This window comes from Streptomyces sp. 7R007 (assembly GCF_054850255.1).
This window is the reverse complement of sequence record NZ_JBTWMV010000028.1, coordinates 75,435-93,764: the sequence shown is the minus strand read 5'-3', so window position 1 is coordinate 93,764 and position 18,330 is coordinate 75,435. Positions and strand designations below refer to the sequence as shown.

16 protein-coding genes are annotated in these 18,330 nt (G+C 72.6%); 5 read left to right on the top strand and 11 right to left on the bottom strand.

The features are described 5' to 3' along the window. Nucleotides 1-493 precede the first annotated feature (493 nt). Complete coding sequence (gene trpS, locus ACYF6T_RS30440; protein ID WP_461700460.1) at nucleotides 494-1,531, top strand: tryptophan--tRNA ligase; 1,038 nt, start codon at nucleotides 494-496, stop codon at nucleotides 1,529-1,531. 96 nt (nucleotides 1,532-1,627) lie between these two features. Here trpS and proC read toward each other — a convergent pair whose 3' ends face one another. From proC to ACYF6T_RS30410, 6 genes are all read right to left on the bottom strand, one after another. Continuing rightward, nucleotides 1,628-2,440 carry a pyrroline-5-carboxylate reductase gene (proC, locus tag ACYF6T_RS30435; protein WP_461700459.1) on the bottom strand — a complete coding sequence of 271 codons (813 nt, stop codon included), beginning with the start codon at nucleotides 2,438-2,440 and terminating at the stop codon, nucleotides 1,628-1,630. 85 nt (nucleotides 2,441-2,525) lie between these two features. Beyond that, nucleotides 2,526-3,263 (bottom strand): ABC transporter permease, encoded by a 738-nt coding sequence (locus ACYF6T_RS30430; protein WP_461700457.1) that lies wholly within the window; start codon nucleotides 3,261-3,263, stop codon nucleotides 2,526-2,528. Then, nucleotides 3,260-4,051 carry an ABC transporter ATP-binding protein gene (locus ACYF6T_RS30425; protein ID WP_461700456.1) on the bottom strand — a complete coding sequence of 264 codons (792 nt, stop codon included), beginning with the start codon at nucleotides 4,049-4,051 and terminating at the stop codon, nucleotides 3,260-3,262. The genes ACYF6T_RS30430 and ACYF6T_RS30425 overlap by 4 nt, the downstream gene beginning before the upstream one ends. A 268-nt stretch (nucleotides 4,052-4,319) precedes the next feature. Beyond that, nucleotides 4,320-5,090, bottom strand: coding sequence for a class I SAM-dependent methyltransferase (locus tag ACYF6T_RS30420; RefSeq protein WP_461700455.1), 771 nt, complete (start codon nucleotides 5,088-5,090; stop codon nucleotides 4,320-4,322). A gap of 58 nt (nucleotides 5,091-5,148) precedes the next feature. Next, complete coding sequence (locus ACYF6T_RS30415) at nucleotides 5,149-5,655, bottom strand: EamA/RhaT family transporter (protein ID WP_461700454.1); 507 nt, start codon at nucleotides 5,653-5,655, stop codon at nucleotides 5,149-5,151. A 53-nt stretch (nucleotides 5,656-5,708) separates the two neighbouring features. Beyond that, nucleotides 5,709-6,029: an SH3 domain-containing protein gene (locus ACYF6T_RS30410; RefSeq protein ID WP_461700453.1), complete on the bottom strand. Its 321-nt coding sequence runs from the start codon at nucleotides 6,027-6,029 to the stop codon at nucleotides 5,709-5,711. Nucleotides 6,030-6,213: 184 nt separating this feature from the next. On the opposite strand from ACYF6T_RS30410, the gene ACYF6T_RS30405 reads away from it, so the two are divergent. Further along, entirely contained in the window at nucleotides 6,214-8,376 is a 2,163-nt protein-coding gene (locus ACYF6T_RS30405; RefSeq protein WP_461700452.1) for a serine/threonine-protein kinase, read from the top strand. Between the two features lie 45 nt (nucleotides 8,377-8,421). Here ACYF6T_RS30405 and ilvD read toward each other — a convergent pair whose 3' ends face one another. From ilvD to ACYF6T_RS30385, 4 genes are all read right to left on the bottom strand, one after another. Further along, nucleotides 8,422-10,275 (bottom strand): dihydroxy-acid dehydratase, encoded by a 1,854-nt coding sequence (gene ilvD, locus ACYF6T_RS30400; RefSeq protein ID WP_461700451.1) that lies wholly within the window; start codon nucleotides 10,273-10,275, stop codon nucleotides 8,422-8,424. A 120-nt stretch (nucleotides 10,276-10,395) separates the two neighbouring features. After that, complete coding sequence (locus ACYF6T_RS30395) at nucleotides 10,396-11,001, bottom strand: TetR/AcrR family transcriptional regulator (protein ID WP_461700450.1); 606 nt, start codon at nucleotides 10,999-11,001, stop codon at nucleotides 10,396-10,398. Continuing rightward, nucleotides 10,998-11,822 (bottom strand): sugar phosphate isomerase/epimerase family protein, encoded by an 825-nt coding sequence (locus ACYF6T_RS30390; protein ID WP_461700449.1) that lies wholly within the window; start codon nucleotides 11,820-11,822, stop codon nucleotides 10,998-11,000. Before ACYF6T_RS30390 ends, ACYF6T_RS30395 begins: the two co-directional genes overlap by 4 nt. 92 nt (nucleotides 11,823-11,914) lie before the next feature. Further along, complete coding sequence (locus ACYF6T_RS30385) at nucleotides 11,915-12,847, bottom strand: Ppx/GppA family phosphatase (protein ID WP_461700448.1); 933 nt, start codon at nucleotides 12,845-12,847, stop codon at nucleotides 11,915-11,917. Between the two features lie 71 nt (nucleotides 12,848-12,918). Between ACYF6T_RS30385 and ACYF6T_RS30380 the strand changes: the two genes are divergently transcribed. Beyond that, nucleotides 12,919-13,776, top strand: a complete 858-nt coding sequence (locus ACYF6T_RS30380; protein ID WP_461700447.1) for a hypothetical protein — start codon at nucleotides 12,919-12,921, stop codon at nucleotides 13,774-13,776. Nucleotides 13,777-13,798: 22 nt separating this feature from the next. On the opposite strand, the gene ACYF6T_RS30375 is transcribed toward ACYF6T_RS30380, so the two are convergent. Beyond that, nucleotides 13,799-15,487 carry a BACON domain-containing protein gene (locus tag ACYF6T_RS30375; protein ID WP_461700446.1) on the bottom strand — a complete coding sequence of 563 codons (1,689 nt, stop codon included), beginning with the start codon at nucleotides 15,485-15,487 and terminating at the stop codon, nucleotides 13,799-13,801. A 221-nt stretch (nucleotides 15,488-15,708) separates the two neighbouring features. On the opposite strand from ACYF6T_RS30375, the gene radA reads away from it, so the two are divergent. Further along, nucleotides 15,709-17,118 carry a DNA repair protein RadA gene (radA, locus tag ACYF6T_RS30370; RefSeq protein ID WP_461700445.1) on the top strand — a complete coding sequence of 470 codons (1,410 nt, stop codon included), beginning with the start codon at nucleotides 15,709-15,711 and terminating at the stop codon, nucleotides 17,116-17,118. An 81-nt stretch (nucleotides 17,119-17,199) separates the two neighbouring features. After that, nucleotides 17,200-18,324, top strand: a complete 1,125-nt coding sequence (disA, locus tag ACYF6T_RS30365; protein WP_461700444.1) for a DNA integrity scanning diadenylate cyclase DisA — start codon at nucleotides 17,200-17,202, stop codon at nucleotides 18,322-18,324. Nucleotides 18,325-18,330: the final 6 nt, after the last annotated feature.

The window sequence follows — 18,330 nt, the reverse complement described above, 5'->3', positions numbered from 1 at the left end:
TCTCGATCCGATCCCCGGTCGGCGGGGTTTGTCTTCCCGGCGTCTCGGCCGTTCCGACGAGTGAGACTTTAGCGGATTCCCGGCCCCCGCGCTAATCGGGGGCCGCGTCCTTTCGAACGCGGATTCCTCATTTCGCAAATACGCATGCCAATAAAACGACGGCAGCCGGTTCGACGGCAGTCGACTAGAGGTTGGTACCTGCGGAATGGCTGTCCGGGGACCGACCGGAGTCGGCGCTCACGTCGGACAACTCGGAGAACACTACGGACCAGGTCGGGGTGTGTCAACTCGCGGACAGACGGCACCGGGGGGCGTACCGTTGCTGCCATGACTACGCGTACGTGCACCCAGCTGTGGTGGGCCGCCTGACGGCGGCCGTACTCACGTATGCAGACAACGGCCGCCGCCCCGGCGGCCGTTCCCGTATCTCCCTCCAGATCTCCGAGGGGCGGCCGTCCGGGACGGCGGCCCGTACCGGAGAGGGAGTGGAGAGATGGCACGGGTCTTCAGCGGGATTCAGCCGACCGGACACCTGACGCTGGGGAACTACCTGGGAGCCATGCGGCGGTGGGCCGAGGTCGACCAGCATCAGTCCGACGCGCTGTTCTGCGTGGTCGATCTGCACGCGCTGACGGTGGAGCACGACCCGGCGCGGGTGCGCCGGCTCAGTCGGCAGGCGGCAACGCTGCTGCTGGCCTCGGGGCTGGACCCCGAGCTCTGCACGCTCTTCGTGCAGAGTCATGTGGACGAGCACGCGCGGCTGTCGTACCTGTTGGAGTGCGTGGCGACCGACGGCGAGATGCGGCGGATGATCCAGTACAAGGAGAAGGCCGCGAAGGAGGCGGCCCGGGGCCGCAGCGTGCGGGTGTCGTTGCTGACGTACCCGGTGCTGATGGCGGCGGACATCCTGGCGTACGGGACGGACGACGTGCCGGTCGGGGAGGACCAGGCGCAGCACGTGGAGCTGGCGCGGGATCTGGCGGTGCGGTTCAACCAGCGGTACGGGCACACGTTCACCGTTCCGCGGGCGACTCTTCCGGCGGTGGCCGCGCGGGTGATGAACCTCCAGGAGCCGACGCGGAAGATGGGGAAGTCCGACGACTCGGGGCTGGGGGTCGTGTATCTGCTGGACGAGCCGGACGTGGTGCGCAAGAAGGTCATGCGGGCGGTGACGGACAGCGGGCGGGAGGTCGTGTACGACCGTGAGGAGCGTCCGGGCGTCGCGAACCTGCTGGAGATCCTCGCGGCGTGCACGGGCGGGAACCCCGAGGCGCTGAGCGGCGTTTACGAGTCGTACGGGTCTTTGAAGAAGGACACCGCGGAGGCCGTGGTCGAGCTGCTCAGGCCCGTGCAGGAGAGGCACAAGGCGTTGTGTGCGGATCCTGGGCATGTGGAGGGGGTGCTGCGGGATGGTGCGGAGCGGGCTCGGGCGATGGCCCGGCCGACCGTGGACGCCGCCTACCGGGCGATCGGGCTGCTGCCGGCCGTTTCTGATACGGGTGCCGGGGTCCCGCTGAACGCCGCGCGATAGGCGCGGGGTAGGCGCGGGGGCGGTTTCGCGCGGTGGTGACCACGGCGGAGATCGTGGACGCGGCGGGGTGACCGCCCCCTGTTCCCCGGGCCCGGGTCAGTCCTTCTTGCCGGAGGCCAGTTGGCGGCTGCGGTCGCGGGCGGCTTCGAGGGCGGCGATGAGGGCGGCCCGTACGCCGTGGTTCTCGAGTTCGCGGATGGCGTTGATGGTGGTGCCGGCGGGGGAGGTGACGTTCTCGCGGAGCTTGACGGGGTGTTCGCCGCTGTCGCGGAGCATGGTGGCGGCGCCGATCGCTGACTGCACGATGAGGTCGTGGGCCTTGTCGCGGGGCAGGCCGAGGAGGATGCCGGCGTCGGTCATGGCCTCGACGAGGTAGAAGAAGTAGGCCGGGCCGGAGCCGGAGAGCGCGGTGCAGGCGTCCTGCTGGGACTCGGGGACGCGCAGGGTCTTGCCGACGGCGCCGAAGATCTCCTCGGCGTGGGCGAGGTGGTCGGCGGTGGCGTGGCTGCCGCCGGAGATGACGGACATGGCCTCGTCGACGAGGGCGGGGGTGTTGGTCATGACGCGGACGACGGGGATGCCGGCGGTGAGACGTTCCTCGATGAAGGCGGTGGTGATGCCGGCGGCTCCGCTGATGACCAGGCGGTCGGCGGGGACGTGGGGGGCCAGTTCGTCGAGGAGGGTGCCCATGTCCTGCGGTTTGACCGTGAGGATGAGGGTGTCGGCGCTCTTGGCGGCCTCGGGGTTGGTGACCGGGGTGACTCCGTAGCGCGTGCGGAGTTCCTCGGCTCGTTCCGGGCGGCGGGCGGTGACCAGGAGGTCGGCCGGGGTCCAGCCGCCGCGGATCATTCCGCTGAGCAGGGCTTCGCCGATCTTGCCGGTACCGAGGACTGCGACTTTCTGCGTCATGGCTGAGGTGCCCTCCCGGGGTGCGTCGTCCTGAGGGCATCCTCGCATCCGGGGTGCGTGGCCGAGGCGGGTGTCCGCTGGGTGGTCACGCGGTCCGGCGGCGCAGGGTGGCCGCGCCGAGGCCCAGGACGAGGAGCGCGCAGCCGGCGACGATCAGGGCGTCGCGGACGAAGGTGGCGGTCATGTCGGTGTGCTTGAGGACCTCGTTCATGCCGTCGACGGCGTAGGACATGGGCAGGACGTCGGAGATGGCCTCCAGGACGGGCTGCATCTTCGCGCGCGGGGTGAGCAGGCCGCACAGGACGAGCTGGGGGAAGATCACCGCCGGCATGAACTGGACGGCCTGGAACTCGGAGGCGGCGAACGCGGAGACGAACAGGCCGAGGGCGGTGCCGAGGAGGGCGTCGAGGAGGGCGACCAGGAGCAGCAGCCAGGGCGAGCCGACGACGTCCAGGCCCAGGCCCCACAGGGCGAGGCCGGTGGCGATGGCGGACTGGATGATCGCGAGGGTGCCGAAGGCGAGGGCGTAGCCGGCGATCAGGTCTCCTTTGCCGAGGGGCATGGCGAGGAGGCGTTCGAGGGTGCCGGAGGTGCGTTCGCGCAGGGTGGCGATGGAGGTCACCAGGAACATGGTGATCAACGGGAAGATGCCGAGCAGGGAGGCGCCGATGTTGTCGAAGATCTGCGGGCTGCCGTCGTAGACGAAGCGGAGCAGGAACAGCATCAGGCAGGGGACCACGATCAGCAGGGCGATGGTCCTGGGGTCGTGGCGCAGTTGGCGCAGGACGCGGGCGGCGGTGGCGAGGGTGCGGGAGGCGTTCATCGGACGGTCTCCTTGCGGGTGCCGGCCTGCGCGGCCTGGGCTGCCTGGTCGACGAGGTGGAGGAAGGCGGCTTCGACGGTCTCGGAGTGGGTGCGGGTGCGCAGGGCCTCGGGGGTGTCGTCGGCGAGGATCTCGCCCTCGCGCATGAGCAGCAGGCGGTGGCAGCGCTCGGCCTCGTCCATGACGTGGGAGGAGACGAGGAGGGTGGCGCCGCGTTCGGCGGCGATGCGGTGGAAGAGGTTCCACAGGTCGCGGCGCAGGACGGGGTCGAGGCCGACGGTCGGCTCGTCGAGGACGAGCAGTTCGGGGGTGCCGAGCAGGGCGACGGCGAGGGAGACGCGGCTGCGCTGGCCGCCGGAGAGGTTGCCGGCGAGGGCGTCGGCGTGCGAGGTGAGGTCGACGTCGGCGATGGCCCGGGTGACGTTGTCGTGGCGGCGGGTGGCTGCCGCGCGGCCGGGGTCGAGGATCGCGGCGAAGTAGTCGAGGTTCTGGCGGATGGTCAGGTCGTCGTAAACGGACGGGTCCTGGGTGACGTAGCCGATGCGGGAGCGCAGGGAGGCGTCGCCCGCGGGGCGGCCGAGGACTTCCAGGGTGCCGGTGACCTTGGCCTGCGTGCCGACGATCGAGCGCATCAGCGTCGTCTTGCCGCAGCCGGAGGGTCCCAGCAGGCCGGTGATCTGACCGTGCGGGACGGTGAAGGAGAGGCCGCGCAGGACCGTGCGGGAGCCGCGGACGACCGAGAGGTCCTCGGCTCGTACGGCGGGCCCGTCACCGTTTATATTCATCATGTGCTGAACATTCCTCCTTCCGGCAGCACCTGTCAAGCGCGGACGCGCGCAACGGCGCAGGCGCGTGCGCGAGCGGAAGCCGGAGCGAAGGAGGCGGGCCGTCCGGTCCGTACGCGCGCGGCGACGCGACCACCCCCGCGACCGGCCTCGGCAGGCTCGCGGGGGTGGAGGTCCTGCCGCGTGACCGGGCGGTGCGGCTGGGGCTGGGCGGGCAGTGCATGGGGGACCCGCCTGGGTGGCGGGCCCGGAGGGGTGGGCCGCCGCGTGGTCAGGCGTTCGTGGCCACCAGCAGGTCGACGACGTAGGTTTCCTCGACGATTCCGTCCGGGAAGGCCGCGAGCAGGTGGTCGCGCTCCGCGGTGAGGAAGGCGGCCGTGCTCTCCTCGCCGTGCACGAGGAAGATCGAGTGGCTGCTGATGTTGGCGAGGTGGGCGTCGACCGGGACGCGGCGGCTCCAGCGGACCCGGCGGCGGGCGAAGTCGAGGCGTCCGGTGGGGTCGGCCAGGGCGGTGGGGGCGCCGTTGCCGGTGCGGTCGATCTCGCGGCTGACGCCGAAGTGGCGTCCGATGCGCTCGGCCTGGCCGGCGAGCCAGGGCACGTCGAGGGCGGTGGTGTTCCACCACAGCGCCAGCGCCCCGCCCGGGCGCAGCACGCGCAGCGCTTCGGGCACCGACCTCGCGGGGTCGGTCCAGTGCCAGGCCTGGGCGTAGGTGATCAGGTCGGCGCAGGAGTCGGCGAGCGGGAGGACGTCACCGGTGCCGCGCAGGATCGGGATGCCGGGGTGGCTGCGGCGGAACTGCGCGGCCATGCCCTCCCCGGGCTCCACGGCGACGACCTCGGCGCCGCGCGCGTGCAGCAGCCCGGTCGCGATCCCGGTCCCGGCACCGACGTCCACCACCCGGGCACCGGCGAGGGGACGCCCCGCCAGTTCCTCGACGGCGTCGAAGAGGGCCGGCGGATAGGAGGGGCGGTAGGCGGCGTACTGGGCGGCGGCGGAGTTGAAGGAGTGGGCGCGGGCGGCGTGGGAGGAGGTGGCCATACGACCATGGTGGTGCCCGTCGGCCGCACCGGGCAGTGGGTTTTCGGCAGGGAGGCGGCTAGGAGCGGCGGCGCTTCTTCGACGGGTTGCCCGTGCGGCGCGCGCCGCGCTTCTCGTGCCGCCTGACGGCCTCCTCGTACTCCGCGCGGTGCAGTCCCTCGCCCGGGGCCTCGGTGAGGGAGCGGAAGAAGTAGGCGAGGAGGGAGCCGACGAAGCCGATGGCGAGCAGGCCGCGCAGGGACGCCTGCCGGTCGGGGTCGGGACGGCGGCCGAAGGAGTCCCAGGTGGTGCGGAAGGCCAGCGCGCTGCAGATCGCGAACATGGCGACGACCAGGACGGTCACGAAGGAGCCGGTGTCGGCGATCTGGAGGCCCTGGTAGGCGAAGCGCAGCACCAGGCAGGAGGCGACGGCGGCGAGCAGGGAGCCGGCGGCCGCGCCGACGCGGCGCAGGGCGTAGCCGTCGTCGTGGTGCAGCCAGGTGGTGCCGAAGAAGCGGATCGGTTCCGGGCGGGGGCCGCCCGGGGAGCCCGCGGAGGTGTCCTGGGTGCCGGTTTCGTCGCTCACGCGTCGATTATGGCTCCGGGACGGCCGCGGACTCCCTCGGGGCCGCGTCGGGCTCAGGCGCAGCGCGAGGCGACGTAGCCGTCGCTGCCGGTGAGGACGTAGGCGTCGGAGACGTACTGGCCGTTGTCGATGTTGTCCCAGATGTTCGACGTGCCGTACGGACCCGTCACCGTGGTGCCCGGCGTCTGGCAGTAGATCGGGACCTTCGCGCCCTCGGGCAGGACCCGGACGATGGAGTAGTTGGTGCCGGGACCGCTGCGGACGTTGAGTCGGTAGCCCGGCGCGACCGAGTAGTACTTGACGGCCGTGGCGGCCGCCGTCACGGCCTCCGCCGTCTCGGCTCTGGTCGCGTCCTCGGCACGGTCTACGGACATGAGAAAACCTCCCCCGTTTCACCCCATGACCACCATGGGGCCCCGATGATTCCCCGAAATCACGCCATGAAACACATGTACGCAACTCGAACACGGAGACTGGCAAGCCGCCTCTGTCCCGTACGAGTCATCGACTAGGCTCCGTGCGGTCGCGCTCGCGAACGAACAGCACGGGGGTGGTTCCATGGCGCCACAGCACGACACCGGCGCCGGCGCGGAAGCGGAACTTCCCGAATACGCCGGTCACTACCGCCTTGAGGCGCGTCTGGGGTCCGGTGGCATGGGCGTCGTGCACGTCGCCCGCAGCACCTCGGGGATGAAGCTCGCGGTGAAGGTCGTACACGCCGAGTTCGCCAAGGACCCCGAGTTCAGAGGCCGCTTCCGGCAGGAGGTGGCCGCCGCCCGGCGGGTGAGCGGGGCCTTCACCGCCTCCGTCGTGGACGCCGATCCCGAGGCCGAACGGCCGTGGATGGCGACCCTGTTCATCCCCGGCCCGACCCTCGCCGACCACGTGAAGCGGAACGGCCCGATGGAAGCCGGCCAGTTGCGCCGGCTGATGGCCGGACTGGCCGAGGCGCTGCGCGACATCCACCGCGTCGGGGTCGTGCACCGGGACCTCAAACCGAGCAACGTGCTGCTCGCCGAGGACGGTCCGAAGGTCATCGACTTCGGCATTTCCCGGCCAAAGGATAGTGAACTGCGCACCGAGACGGGGAAGTTGATCGGCACCCCGCCGTTCATGGCGCCCGAGCAGTTCCGCCGGCCCCGGGAGGTCGGGCCGGCCGCGGACGTCTTCGCGCTCGGGTCGGTCATGGTGCACGCGGCGACGGGACGCGGGCCGTTCGACTCCGACAGCCCGTACATCGTGGCCTACCAGGTCGTGCACGACGAGCCGGACCTGACCGGCGTACCGGCGAACCTCATGCCCCTCGTGCTGCGCTGTCTGGCCAAGGAGCCCGAGGACCGGCCCACGCCGGACGAGCTGATGCGGGAACTGCGGTCGGTCGCGGCCTCCTACGACACCCAGACGTTCATACCGGCGCAGCGGGACGGCGACGCGTCCTGGCCGGGGGCGCACGTCGGGAAGAAGGGCACAGAGAAGGACGGGCCGAAGGACGCAGAGAAGGGCGCGGCGCAGGACGCAGGGAAGGGCGGGCTGAAGGGGGTTCGGGGGCCGCGGTCGCGCAGGCGCACCGCCCTCCTCGCCGCCGGCGCGCTCGGTCTGGCCGCGGTCGTCGCGCTGGCCTCGGTCCGGTTGCTCGCGGGCAGCGAGCCCGAGCCGGGCGGCAGCGCCTCACCCCGGGCGACGGCGGCCGCGTTCAGCGGCTGGGAGGCCGCGCCCGCCCCGAAGAAGGGCACGCCCCAGTGCTCGTACGCGGCCGGGACGTTGTTCTGCGCGCAGAGCGGGCTCGTCTACGCGCTCGACCCGGCCGACGGGCACCTGCTGTGGCGGCGCTCCGGCACCGGCACGACGAGCGCGCCCCCCGTCGTGGCGGGCGGTCTCGTGCTGCCCGCGCCGGAGGGGAGCCGGCACCTGGAGGCGCTCGACCCGGCCTCGGGCAAGCCGCGCCGGACGGCGGACCTGCCCGCGTACGTCGGCCTGGCCGCCACGGACGGCATGCTGCTGCTCACCGCCGCCGACGGCACGGTCACCGGGGTGGACGGCGCCACCGGCGAGGTCGAGTGGAGCCGCCGCATCCCCGAGCAGCGCAAGCCGTACTTCACCACCCTCCCCGGCGACCGCCTCGCCTACGCGGCCACCGCCTCCGACGACGGCACCCGCACCCATGTCACCGCGGTGGACCCCAGGACGGGAGACGTGCGCTGGGACACCCGGCTGAACGGCGGCCTCCAGGCCGTCGGCTCGTCGGGGGGCTCGGTGTTCTTCGTCTCCCTCGGGCAGGTCTACGGCGACGCCAGGGCCGTCGTCCGCTACACGCCCGGCACCGGGGCCGTCCGGCGCGTGGACCTGGACGTGCCGCTCGACCAGGCCAAGGCCGGGGTGCGCGGGAACGTCGTGTACCTCATGGGGGCGGGCGGCTCGCTGGCCGCCGTCGACATGGCGGCCCGCAGGCAGGTGTGGCGGCTGGAGACGGCGGTGACCCGCGGCTCGGAGCCGGTCTCCGACGGCCGGCACGTGTACGTCAGCGCCCCGGACGGGCGGCTGCTCGCCGTGGACGCCCGGCGCGGGAAGCTGCTCGGGCAGACGCCGGTGCGGCTGGGCACGGAGTCGGACCGGGTGCCCGCCTCGCTGCCGGTGCCGGTGCTGGCGGACGGCCACGTCTACGCCGGCGCACCCGACGGCACGGTCTTCGCGCAGGACGCGGACGATCCGTCCGGCTGGTGACAGACGAAGGGGCCGCCCCCGAAGAGGCGGCCCCCGTCCACGACGTCAGCCGAGCTTCGTCACGTCCCGCACGGCGCCCTTGTCCGCGCTCGTCGCCATCGCCGCGTACGCCCGCAGCGCCGCCGACACCTTCCGCTCGCGGTTCTTCGGGGCGTACACCCCGCCGAGCGCCTCCTCGCGGCGGGCCAGTTCGGCCTCGTCCACCAGCAGCTCGATCGAACGGTTCGGGATGTCGATGCGGATGCGGTCGCCGTCCTCGACGAGGGCGATCGTGCCGCCGGACGCGGCCTCCGGGGAGGCGTGGCCGATGGACAGGCCCGACGTGCCGCCGGAGAACCGCCCGTCGGTGATCAGGGCGCAGGCCTTGCCCAGGCCGCGGCTCTTCAGGTACGAGGTCGGGTAGAGCATCTCCTGCATGCCGGGACCGCCCTTGGGACCCTCGTAGCGGATGACGACGACGTCGCCCTCCTTGATCTCCTTGGTCAGGATCTTCTCGACCGCCTGCTCCTGCGACTCGCAGACGACCGCCGGGCCCTCGAAGGTCCAGATGGACTCGTCGACGCCGGCCGTCTTGACCACGCAGCCGTCCACGGCGAGGTTGCCGCGCAGCACCGCCAGGCCGCCGTCCTTGGAGTACGCGTGCTCGGCGCTGCGGATGCAGCCGCCCTCGGCGTCCTCGTCCAGCGACTCCCAGCGCTCGGACTGCGAGAAGGCCTCCGCCGAGCGCACGCATCCGGGCGCCGCGTGCCACAGCTCGACCGCCTCGGGGGACGGGGAGCCGCCGCGGATGTCCCAGGTCTTCAGCCAGTCGGCCAGCGACGGGCTGTGCACCGAGTGCACGTCCTCGTTGAGCAGGCCGGCGCGGTGGAGTTCGCCGAGCAGGGCGGGGATGCCGCCGGCGCGGTGCACGTCCTCCATGTAGTACGTGCGGCTCTTGGCGACGTTCGGGGCGACCTTCGCCAGGCACGGCACGCGGCGCGAGAGCTCGTCGATCTCGGTCAGGCCGAAGGGGACCTCGGCCTCCTGGGCGGCGGCCAGCAGGTGCAGGATCGTGTTGGTGGAGCCGCCCATCGCGATGTCCAGGGCCATGGCGTTCTGGAAGGCGGCGAAGGACGCGATCGAGCGGGGCAGGACCGTCTCGTCGTCCTGCTCGTAGTAGCGCCGGGTGAGGTCCATGACCGTCTGGGCGGCCCGGACGTACAGCTGCTTGCGGGCGGTGTGGGTGGCCAGGACCGAGCCGTTGCCCGGCAGGGACAGGCCGATCGCCTCGGTGAGGCAGTTCATCGAGTTGGCGGTGAACATGCCGGAACAGCTGCCGCAGGTCGGACAGGCGTTCTCCTCGATGCGCAGGACGTCCGCGTCGGAGACCTTGTCGTTGGCGGCCTCGACCATCGCGTCGATCAGGTCGAGGGTGCGGACCGTGCCGTCGACGAGCGTGGCGCGGCCGGCCTCCATCGGGCCGCCGGAGACGAACACCGTGGGGATGTTCAGGCGCAGGGCCGCGTTGAGCATGCCCGGGGTGATCTTGTCGCAGTTGGAGATGCAGATCAGGGCGTCGGCGCGGTGGGCTTCGACCATGTACTCCACGCTGTCCGCGATCAGGTCGCGGGAGGGCAGGGAGTACAGCATGCCGCCGTGGCCCATCGCGATGCCGTCGTCCACGGCGATCGTGTTGAACTCGCGCGGGATGCCGCCGGCCTCCTTGACGGCCTCGCTGACGATCCGGCCGACCGGCGCGAGGTGGGTGTGGCCCGGCACGAACTCGGTGAAGCTGTTGGCGACCGCGATGATCGGCTTACGGCCGATGTCCGCACCGGGTACACCGGAGGCGCGCATAAGGGCGCGGGCGCCCGCCATGTTGCGGCCGTGGGTGACTGTGCGGGACCTCAGCTCGGGCATCGTCGCTCGCTCCTTCAGACGGATGGGGCTGTAACGAGCCTACGCCGGTCATCCAGGGGTCGGGACGCAGTGTCCGGATCGCGGAACGCCCGTCTCGCTCCCAGGGCCGGTCCGGAGGGCTCAGGGCCCGGTCAGGTGGCCCTGCACCACCGGCGCCACCCGCGTGATGATCTGCTCCACGTCCGCCGAGGCCAGCGGCTCCAGCTTGATCACGTACCGCATCATCGCCGCCCCCACCAGCTGCGCCGCCGCCAGCTCGGCGCGCAGCTCCGCGTCCGGCCGGTCGATCTGGGCCGCGACGCGGCGCAGCAGCTGGGAGGCGACCAGGCGGCGGAAGACGCCGGCCGCGGTCTCGTTGTTGACGGCGGAACGCAGGATCGCCAGCAGGGGCGTACGGGTCGTGGGGTTCTCCCAGACGCCGAAGATGAAGCGGGTCAGCCGCTCGCCGACGCCCTCCAGCGGGCCGTCGGCGACCGCGTCCGGCGCGTGCAGGGCGGGCGCGAAGGCGACCTCGATGGCCGCCGCGAAGACCTGCTCCTTGGTGCCGAAGTAGTGGTGCACCAGCGCCGAGTCCACGCCGGCGGCCTTCGCGATGCCCCGTACGGACGTCTTGTCGTAGCCGAGTTCGGAGAACTCCGCGCGGGCCACGGCCAGGATCCGGTCGCGGGTGTCGGCGGACTCCGTACGCGTACGGCGGCCGCGGCGCCGGGAGGTGGCCTCGGTCACCGGCGGGGCACCTTCACCGGGGACGCCAGGTGCAGTCGCGTGAAGGCGAGGGCCTCGGCGAGGTCGGCCTCGCGTTCGGCGCCGGACATGGCGCGGCGGGTGTTGACCTCGATGACGACGTGCCCGTCGAAGCCGCTCTGCGCGAGCCGTTCCAGCACCTCGGCGCAGGGCATGCCGCCGCGGCCGGGGACGAGGTGCTCGTCCTTCGCCGAGCCCTTGCCGTCCGCGAGGTGGACGTGGCCGAGCCGGTCGCCCATGCGGTCGAGCATCTCGATCGCGTCCGTGCGGGCGGTCGCGGCGTGGCTGAGGTCGATGGTGAAGTGGCGGTAGTCGTCCTTGGTGACGTCCCAGTCGGGGGCGTAGGCGAGCATCTCGCGGTCGCGGTAACGCCAGGGGTACATGTTCTCGACGGCGAACCGCACGTCCGTCTCGTCCGCCATCCGCCAGATCCCGGTGACGAAGTCGCGCGCGTACTGGCGCTGCCAGCGGAACGGCGGGTGGACGACGACCGTGCTCGCCCCCAGCTTCTCGGCGGCGGCCCGGGCGCGCTGGAGCTTGGTCCAGGGGTCGGTGGACCAGACCCGCTGCGTGATGAGCAGGCACGGGGCGTGGACGGCGAGGATCGGGATGCGGTGGTAGTCGGAGAGGCGGCGCAGGGCTTCTATGTCCTGGCTGACCGGGTCGGTCCACACCATGACCTCGACGCCGTCGTACCCGAGGCGCGCGGCGATCTCGAAGGCCGTCGCCGTCGACTCCGGATAGACGGACGCCGTCGACAGGGCGACCTTCGCATCCGGGATGCGTACGACGGGCTCTGCCATGAGGGACAGGTTACGGGTTGCGATGGGGTGGGGTGGGGCGCCTATGCGCCGTTGTGGAGTTCGCCACGGACGGAGGCGGTCCGGGTCCGTCCCTAGACGCTCCCCATGTGGTCGAGCCGGCGCAGGATCACGCCCTCGCGCAGCGCCCACGGGCAGATCTCCACCGTCTCCACCCCGAACAGGTCCATCGCACCCTCCGCCACCAGCGCGCCCGCGACGAGCTGGCCCGCCCTGCCCTCCGAGACGCCCGGCAGGTCCGCGCGCTGGGCCGTGGTCATGGCGCCGAGCTTGGGGACCCACTCCTCCAGGGACTCCCGCTTGAGTTCGCGCTGGACGTAGAGGCCCTCGGTGGAGCGGGCGGCGCCGGCGATGCGGGCCAGTTGCTTGAAGGTCTTGGACGTGGCGACGACGTGGTCGGGGGCACCCAGGCGGCTGAACTCGCCGACCGTGCGGGCGATCTGGGCCCGGACGTGACGGCGCAGGGCCCTTATGGACTCGGCGTCGGGCGGGTCGCCGGGCAGCCAGCCGGCGGTGAGGCGGCCGGCGCCGAGCGGGAGGGAGACCGCCGCGTCCGGTTCCTCGTCGATGCCGTAGGCGATCTCCAGGGAGCCGCCGCCGATGTCCAGCACGAGGAGCCGTCCGGCCGACCAGCCGAACCAGCGGCGGGCGGCGAGGAAGGTCAGCCGCGCCTCCTCCTCGCCGGTGAGGACCTGCAGCTCGACGCCGGTCTCGGCCTGCACGCGCGCGAGGACGTCGTCGGCGTTGCTGGCCTCGCGCACGGCGGAGGTCGCGAACGTCAGCAGGTCCTCGACGCCCTTGTCCTCGGCGGCCTGCAGGGACTCGTGGACGACACCGATCAGTTTGTCGACGCCCTCGGGGCCGACCGCGCCGCCCTCGTCGAGGAGTTGGGCAAGGCGCAGTTCCGCCTTGTGCGAGTGCGCGGGCAGCGGGCGCGCGCCCGGGTGCGCATCCACCACCAGCAGATGCACCGTGTTGGAACCCACGTCGAGGACACCGAGTCTCATATACGGAACGCTACTGCCACCTGGGCGGTCTTCCGTCCTCGATGCCGCTGCGGGCGCCGTACCCTGGTGTCGTGCCAAAGACGAAAAAGGCAAAGGCCGACAAGTCGGCAGCGGGGGCCGAGAAGTCGGCGAAGAAGGCCGGAAGGGCCCGGCAGAAGGCCACGGAGAAGCTCCTGGAAACCGACGAGAAGGGCCTCGACTTCGCCCGCGCGTGGGTGGAGTTCCCTGATCCGGCGGACGACGAACAGGTCTTCCGGTGCGATCTGACATGGCTGACCTCTCGCTGGAACTGCATCTTCGGCAGCGGCTGCCAGGGCATCCAGGCGGGCCGCGCGGACGACGGGTGCTGCACGCTCGGCGCGCACTTCTCCGACGAGGACGACGAGAAGCGGGTCGCCGGGCATGTGGCGAGGCTCACGCCGGAGATCTGGCAGCACCACGACGAGGGCAGGGCGCACGGCTGGGTCTCGGAGGACGAGGACGGCGACCGCCAGACCCGCCCCTACCAGGGCTCCTGCATCTTCCAGAACCGGCCCGGGTTCGCCGGCGGCGCGGGCTGCTCGCTGCACATCCTGGCCCTGAAGGAGGGCCGCGAGCCGCTGGAGACCAAGCCGGACGTGTGCTGGCAGCTGCCGGTCCGGCGGACCTACGACTGGATCGACCGGCCCGACGACACCCGGGTGCTGCAGGTGTCCATCGGTGAGTACGACCGCCGGGGCTGGGGTCCGGGCGGCCACGACCTGCACTGGTGGTGCACGTCGGCGACCTCGGCGCACGGCGCGGGCGAGCCCGTGTACGTGTCCTACCGGGCGGAGCTGACCGAGCTGATGGGCAAGGCCGGCTACGACCGTCTGGTGGAGCTGTGCGAGGAGCGGCTGGCCTCGCAGCTGCCGTTGCTGGCTCCGCATCCGGCGGATCCCGTCGGCTGAGCTCCACGGCGCCGGCCGGCGGCTACGACGCGGTGGGGCTCGGGTCGCCGCTGCCGGCGGGCGGTGGCGTCGAGCCCGCCGGGTCGGAGGGCGCGGAGTCGGTGGGCGTGGGGTCGGGGGCGGAGGTCGAGGGCGGGTCGCTCGGGGTGGGGTCCGCGGAGGCCGGGGCGGTCGGTGTCGGGTCGGGGCGCGACGAGGGCGGCGGGTCGGCGGGGCTTCCGGGGTCCGAGGGGGCGGGTGCGGTGCCGTAGCCGTCGATGGAGACGACGGCGCCGGCGGGTGCGATCGCCACCTGTGCGCGCCAGTGGCCGGACGGCTCGCGCAGATGGTCGACGTACACCTTGATCGTGAACGACTCGCCGGGCGCGAGGGTTCCCGACGACCTGCTGAGGTAGAGCCAGTGCGCCCCTGTGGTCGCCGACCATCGCACCGGGACGGAGCCGGTGGCGGTCAGCGTGATGACCGTGGTGTCGCCGCTGTTGCCGGCCGCCACCTCAAGGTGGCCGGCGCCCTTGTGACCGGCGACGCTGACGACCTCCACGGAGACGTCCTGCCGGCCGCTCTTGCCGAAGCGGCCGTCCGGTGTGGTGCTGGCGTTCCCCGCGTTCTCGTAGCCGTCGCCGACCGCCTCGCCGTCGAGGATGCCGGGGCCGTGCGCCTCGCCGGCGGTGGCGGTGTGGCCGTCGGCGCCCTCGCCGGCCGGACCGCCCCGGTAGGCGGCCCACAGCGCGAGCACGGGGGCGGCGACCACCGTGGCGACGACGGTCGTGGTGACGGCACGCGCGCGCAGGCGGTCCCTGCGGGCGGCGCGGTCCTTGGGGTCCATCGGGAAGCCGCGCCGGTCGAACCGGGGGGCCGAGGCGCCACGCGCGCGTGCCGGGTGCGCCATGGCGGCGTGCAGGGCGGCGCGGGGCGCCTCCAGGACGGGCAGTTCGGCGGGGGTGACCGTGGCGCCGGGCCAGCGGCCGGGGAGCGCGCGCTCGGCGCTGCGCCGGCAGCGGGGGCAGTCGTCGACGTGCCGGACGAGTTCCTTGCGCAGGGCGGCGCTGAGCACCAGCTGCTGGTCGCCGGTGAGGCGGGCGACGCTCGGGCAGGCGCCGGTCTCCACGACGGCGAGGGCCGCGCGGGTGCGCTCGACCTCGCACGCGGCGGAGGCGAGCAGTTCGCGGGCGGCGGGCGCGTCCATGCCGAGCACGGCGGCCACCTCGTGGGCGGCGAGGTGGTGGCGTACGGCGAGTTCGAGGGCCTCGCGCTGCTCCGGGGTGGTGCCGGCCGCCTCCGGCCAGGCGAGCAGGGCGAGTTCGCGGCGGCGCTCCTCCTGGAGGTCCTCGGCCACGGGCGGCCCCGCCGGGCGGGCGGCGGGGGCGTGACGGCCGGCCGCGTGGGTGGCCTGACGTTTCTGCTTGGCCTCGGCCAGCTTGCGCAGGCAGGACCAGCGGGCGAGCGCGTACAGCCAGGCGCGGCGGTCGCCGGCCGCCTCCGGGCCGCGGCGCCGGTCGGCGAGGACGAGGACGTCGCCGAGGGCCGCGGTCGCCGCGTCGTGGTCGCACAGCACGGACAGGCAGTAGGTGAACAGCCCGTCGAGATACGGCTCGTAGCGCGCGGGCGGCCGCTGCGCCACCGTACGCGCCGCGGCACGGTCACGCGCCTCCCGGCGCGCCCGGTGTGCGCCGGTGGTGCGGGTCGAGGTCTCCGGAGTGCTGCTCATCATCCGTGGACCGTAGGCGCCCGGGACCAGGGGCTTCTTCCCCCTTGAGGACATTTACTCCGTACGGGTGAAACGATCCCTCAATAGGGGACAGGAACCGTTCGTTCCATGGCCGGTTCGGGCCGGGATGGCCGGATCGGATGGCCGGATCGGATGGGCGGCTCTCCGCGTCGGCGCCCGTACGGCCCGCCGCGTTGTCAGTGCCTGCGGTTACGGTTCTCGACATGGCTGCCCGTACCAAGACCACCAAGGACCGGCCCTCCTACCGCTGCACGGAGTGCGGCTGGCAGACGGCCAAGTGGCTCGGCCGCTGCCCCGAGTGCCAGGCCTGGGGCACGATCGAGGAGTACGGCGCGCCCGCGGTCCGTACGACCACACCGGGCCGCGTCACCACCTCCGCGCTGCCCATCGGCCAGGTCGACGGCCGCCAGGCCACCGCCCGCTCCACCGGGGTGCCCGAGCTGGACCGGGTGCTCGGCGGCGGTCTGGTCCCCGGCGCCGTGGTGCTGCTGGCGGGCGAACCCGGTGTGGGCAAGTCCACGCTCCTGCTCGACGTGGCGGCCAAGGCGGCGAGCGACGAGCACCGCACCCTGTACGTCACCGGCGAGGAGTCGGCGAGCCAGGTCCGCCTGCGCGCCGACCGCATCCGCGCGATCGACGACCACCTCTACCTCGCCGCGGAGACCGATCTGGCCGCCGTCCTCGGCCACTTGGACGCGGTCAAGCCGTCCCTGCTGATCCTCGACTCCGTGCAGACGGTCGCCTCCCCGGAGATCGACGGCGCCCCCGGCGGCATGGCCCAGGTCCGCGAGGTGGCCGGCGCCCTGATCCGCGCCTCCAAGGAGCGCGGCATGTCCACCCTCCTCGTCGGCCACGTCACCAAGGACGGTGCGATCGCCGGCCCCCGCCTCCTGGAACACCTCGTGGACGTCGTCCTGCACTTCGAGGGCGACCGGCACGCGCGCCTGCGTCTGGTCCGGGGCGTGAAGAACCGCTACGGCGCCACGGACGAGGTCGGCTGCTTCGAACTGCACGACGAGGGCATCACGGGCCTCGCCGACCCAAGCGGACTTTTCCTGACACGGCGTGACGAACCGGTCCCCGGCACCTGTCTGACGGTCACCCTGGAGGGCCGCCGCCCGCTCGTCGCCGAGGTCCAGGCCCTCACCGTCGACTCGCAGATCCCCTCCCCCCGGCGCACCACCTCCGGCCTGGAGACCTCCCGCGTCTCGATGATGCTCGCGGTCCTGGAGCAGCGCGGCCGCATCAGCGCGCTGGGCAAGCGGGACATCTACTCGGCGACGGTCGGCGGAGTGAAGCTCTCCGAGCCGGCCGCGGACCTCGCGATCGCCCTGGCCCTCGCCTCCGCGGCGAGCGACACCCCGCTGCCCAAGAACCTCGTCGCGATCGGCGAGGTCGGCCTCGCGGGCGAGGTCAGACGGGTCACGGGTGTGCAGCGCCGGCTCTCGGAGGCGCACCGGCTGGGCTTCACGCACGCGCTCGTGCCGGGCGATCCGGGCAAGGTCCCGGCGGGCATGAAGGTCCTGGAAGTGGCGGACATAGGGGACGCTCTGCGGGTCCTTCCGCGCTCCCGTCGCCGAGAGGCCCCACGGGAAGAGGAGGACCGCCGGTAGACTTTGCCCTGGTCTCGCCCGTCCGTACGAACAGACAGTGCGTTACGGGAGCGTCCCAGAACCTGCGACCGGAGGAGTGCAGTGGCAGCCAACGACCGGGCAGCAGCTCCCGGAAAGTCCGGTGGGAGTGCCGGTTCCGATGGCCTGATGCGCGCCTCGCTGAGCGCCGTGGCTCCCGGCACGTCCATGCGCGACGGCCTCGAACGCGTCCTGCGCGGCAACACCGGCGGACTCGTCGTGCTCGGCTTCGACAAGACGGTCGAGGCGATGTGCACGGGCGGTTTCGTGCTGGACGTCGAGTTCACGGCCACGCGCCTGCGCGAGCTGTGCAAGCTCGACGGCGGCATCGTGGTCTCCTCGGACCTGTCGAAGATCCTGCGGGCGGGCGTGCAGTTCGTGCCCGACGCGACGATCCCTACGGAGGAGACCGGCACCCGGCACCGCACGGCGGACCGCATCTCCAAGCAGGTCGGCTTCCCGGTGGTCTCCGTCTCCCAGTCGATGCGCCTGATCGCCCTCTACGTCGACGGCCAGCGCCGCGTCCTGGAGGACTCGGCCGCGATCCTCTCCCGCGCAAACCAGGCGCTGGCGACCCTGGAGCGCTACAAGCTGCGCCTGGACGAGGTCGCGGGCACCCTGTCGGCCCTGGAGATCGAGGACCTGGTCACCGTCCGGGACGTCTCCGCGGTGGCCCAGCGGCTGGAGATGGTGCGCCGCATCGCCACCGAAATCGCCGAGTACGTGGTCGAACTGGGCACCGACGGACGGCTCCTGGCCCTCCAGCTTGACGAACTCATCGCGGGCGTCGAGCCGGAGCGGGAGCTGGTCGTGCGCGACTACGTCCCCGAGCCCACCGCGAAGCGCTCCCGCACGGTCGACGAGGCGCTCTACGAGCTGGACGCCCTCACCCACGCGGAGCTCCTGGAACTGCCCACGGTGGCGAAGGCGTTGGGCTACACCGGCTCCCCCGAGGCGCTGGACTCGGCGGTCTCGCCGCGCGGCTTCCGGCTGCTGGCCAAGGTCCCGCGGCTGCCCGGCGCGATCATCGACCGCCTGGTGGAGCACTTCGGCGGCCTGCAGAAGCTCCTCGCCGCGAGCGTGGACGACCTGCAGACGGTGGACGGCGTCGGCGAGGCCCGGGCCCGCAGCGTGCGGGAGGGCCTGTCCCGCCTGGCGGAGTCGTCGATCCTCGAACGGTACGTCTGACCCGAC

What these genes read in the sequence shown, in the direction of transcription:
- trpS (WP_461700460.1), top strand. Translation starts at nt 494, where the DNA reads ATGGCACGGGTCTTCAGCGGGATTCAGCCGACCGGACACCTGACGCTG.
- proC (WP_461700459.1), bottom strand. Translation starts at nt 2,440, where the DNA reads ATGACGCAGAAAGTCGCAGTCCTCGGTACCGGCAAGATCGGCGAAGCC.
- ACYF6T_RS30430 (WP_461700457.1), bottom strand. Translation starts at nt 3,263, where the DNA reads ATGAACGCCTCCCGCACCCTCGCCACCGCCGCCCGCGTCCTGCGCCAA.
- ACYF6T_RS30425 (WP_461700456.1), bottom strand. Translation starts at nt 4,051, where the DNA reads ATGATGAATATAAACGGTGACGGGCCCGCCGTACGAGCCGAGGACCTC.
- ACYF6T_RS30420 (WP_461700455.1), bottom strand. Translation starts at nt 5,090, where the DNA reads ATGGCCACCTCCTCCCACGCCGCCCGCGCCCACTCCTTCAACTCCGCC.
- ACYF6T_RS30410 (WP_461700453.1), bottom strand. Translation starts at nt 6,029, where the DNA reads ATGTCCGTAGACCGTGCCGAGGACGCGACCAGAGCCGAGACGGCGGAG.
- ACYF6T_RS30405 (WP_461700452.1), top strand. Translation starts at nt 6,214, where the DNA reads ATGGCGCCACAGCACGACACCGGCGCCGGCGCGGAAGCGGAACTTCCC.
- ilvD (WP_461700451.1), bottom strand. Translation starts at nt 10,275, where the DNA reads ATGCCCGAGCTGAGGTCCCGCACAGTCACCCACGGCCGCAACATGGCG.
- ACYF6T_RS30390 (WP_461700449.1), bottom strand. Translation starts at nt 11,822, where the DNA reads ATGGCAGAGCCCGTCGTACGCATCCCGGATGCGAAGGTCGCCCTGTCG.
- ACYF6T_RS30385 (WP_461700448.1), bottom strand. Translation starts at nt 12,847, where the DNA reads ATGAGACTCGGTGTCCTCGACGTGGGTTCCAACACGGTGCATCTGCTG.
- ACYF6T_RS30375 (WP_461700446.1), bottom strand. Translation starts at nt 15,487, where the DNA reads ATGATGAGCAGCACTCCGGAGACCTCGACCCGCACCACCGGCGCACAC.
- radA (WP_461700445.1), top strand. Translation starts at nt 15,709, where the DNA reads ATGGCTGCCCGTACCAAGACCACCAAGGACCGGCCCTCCTACCGCTGC.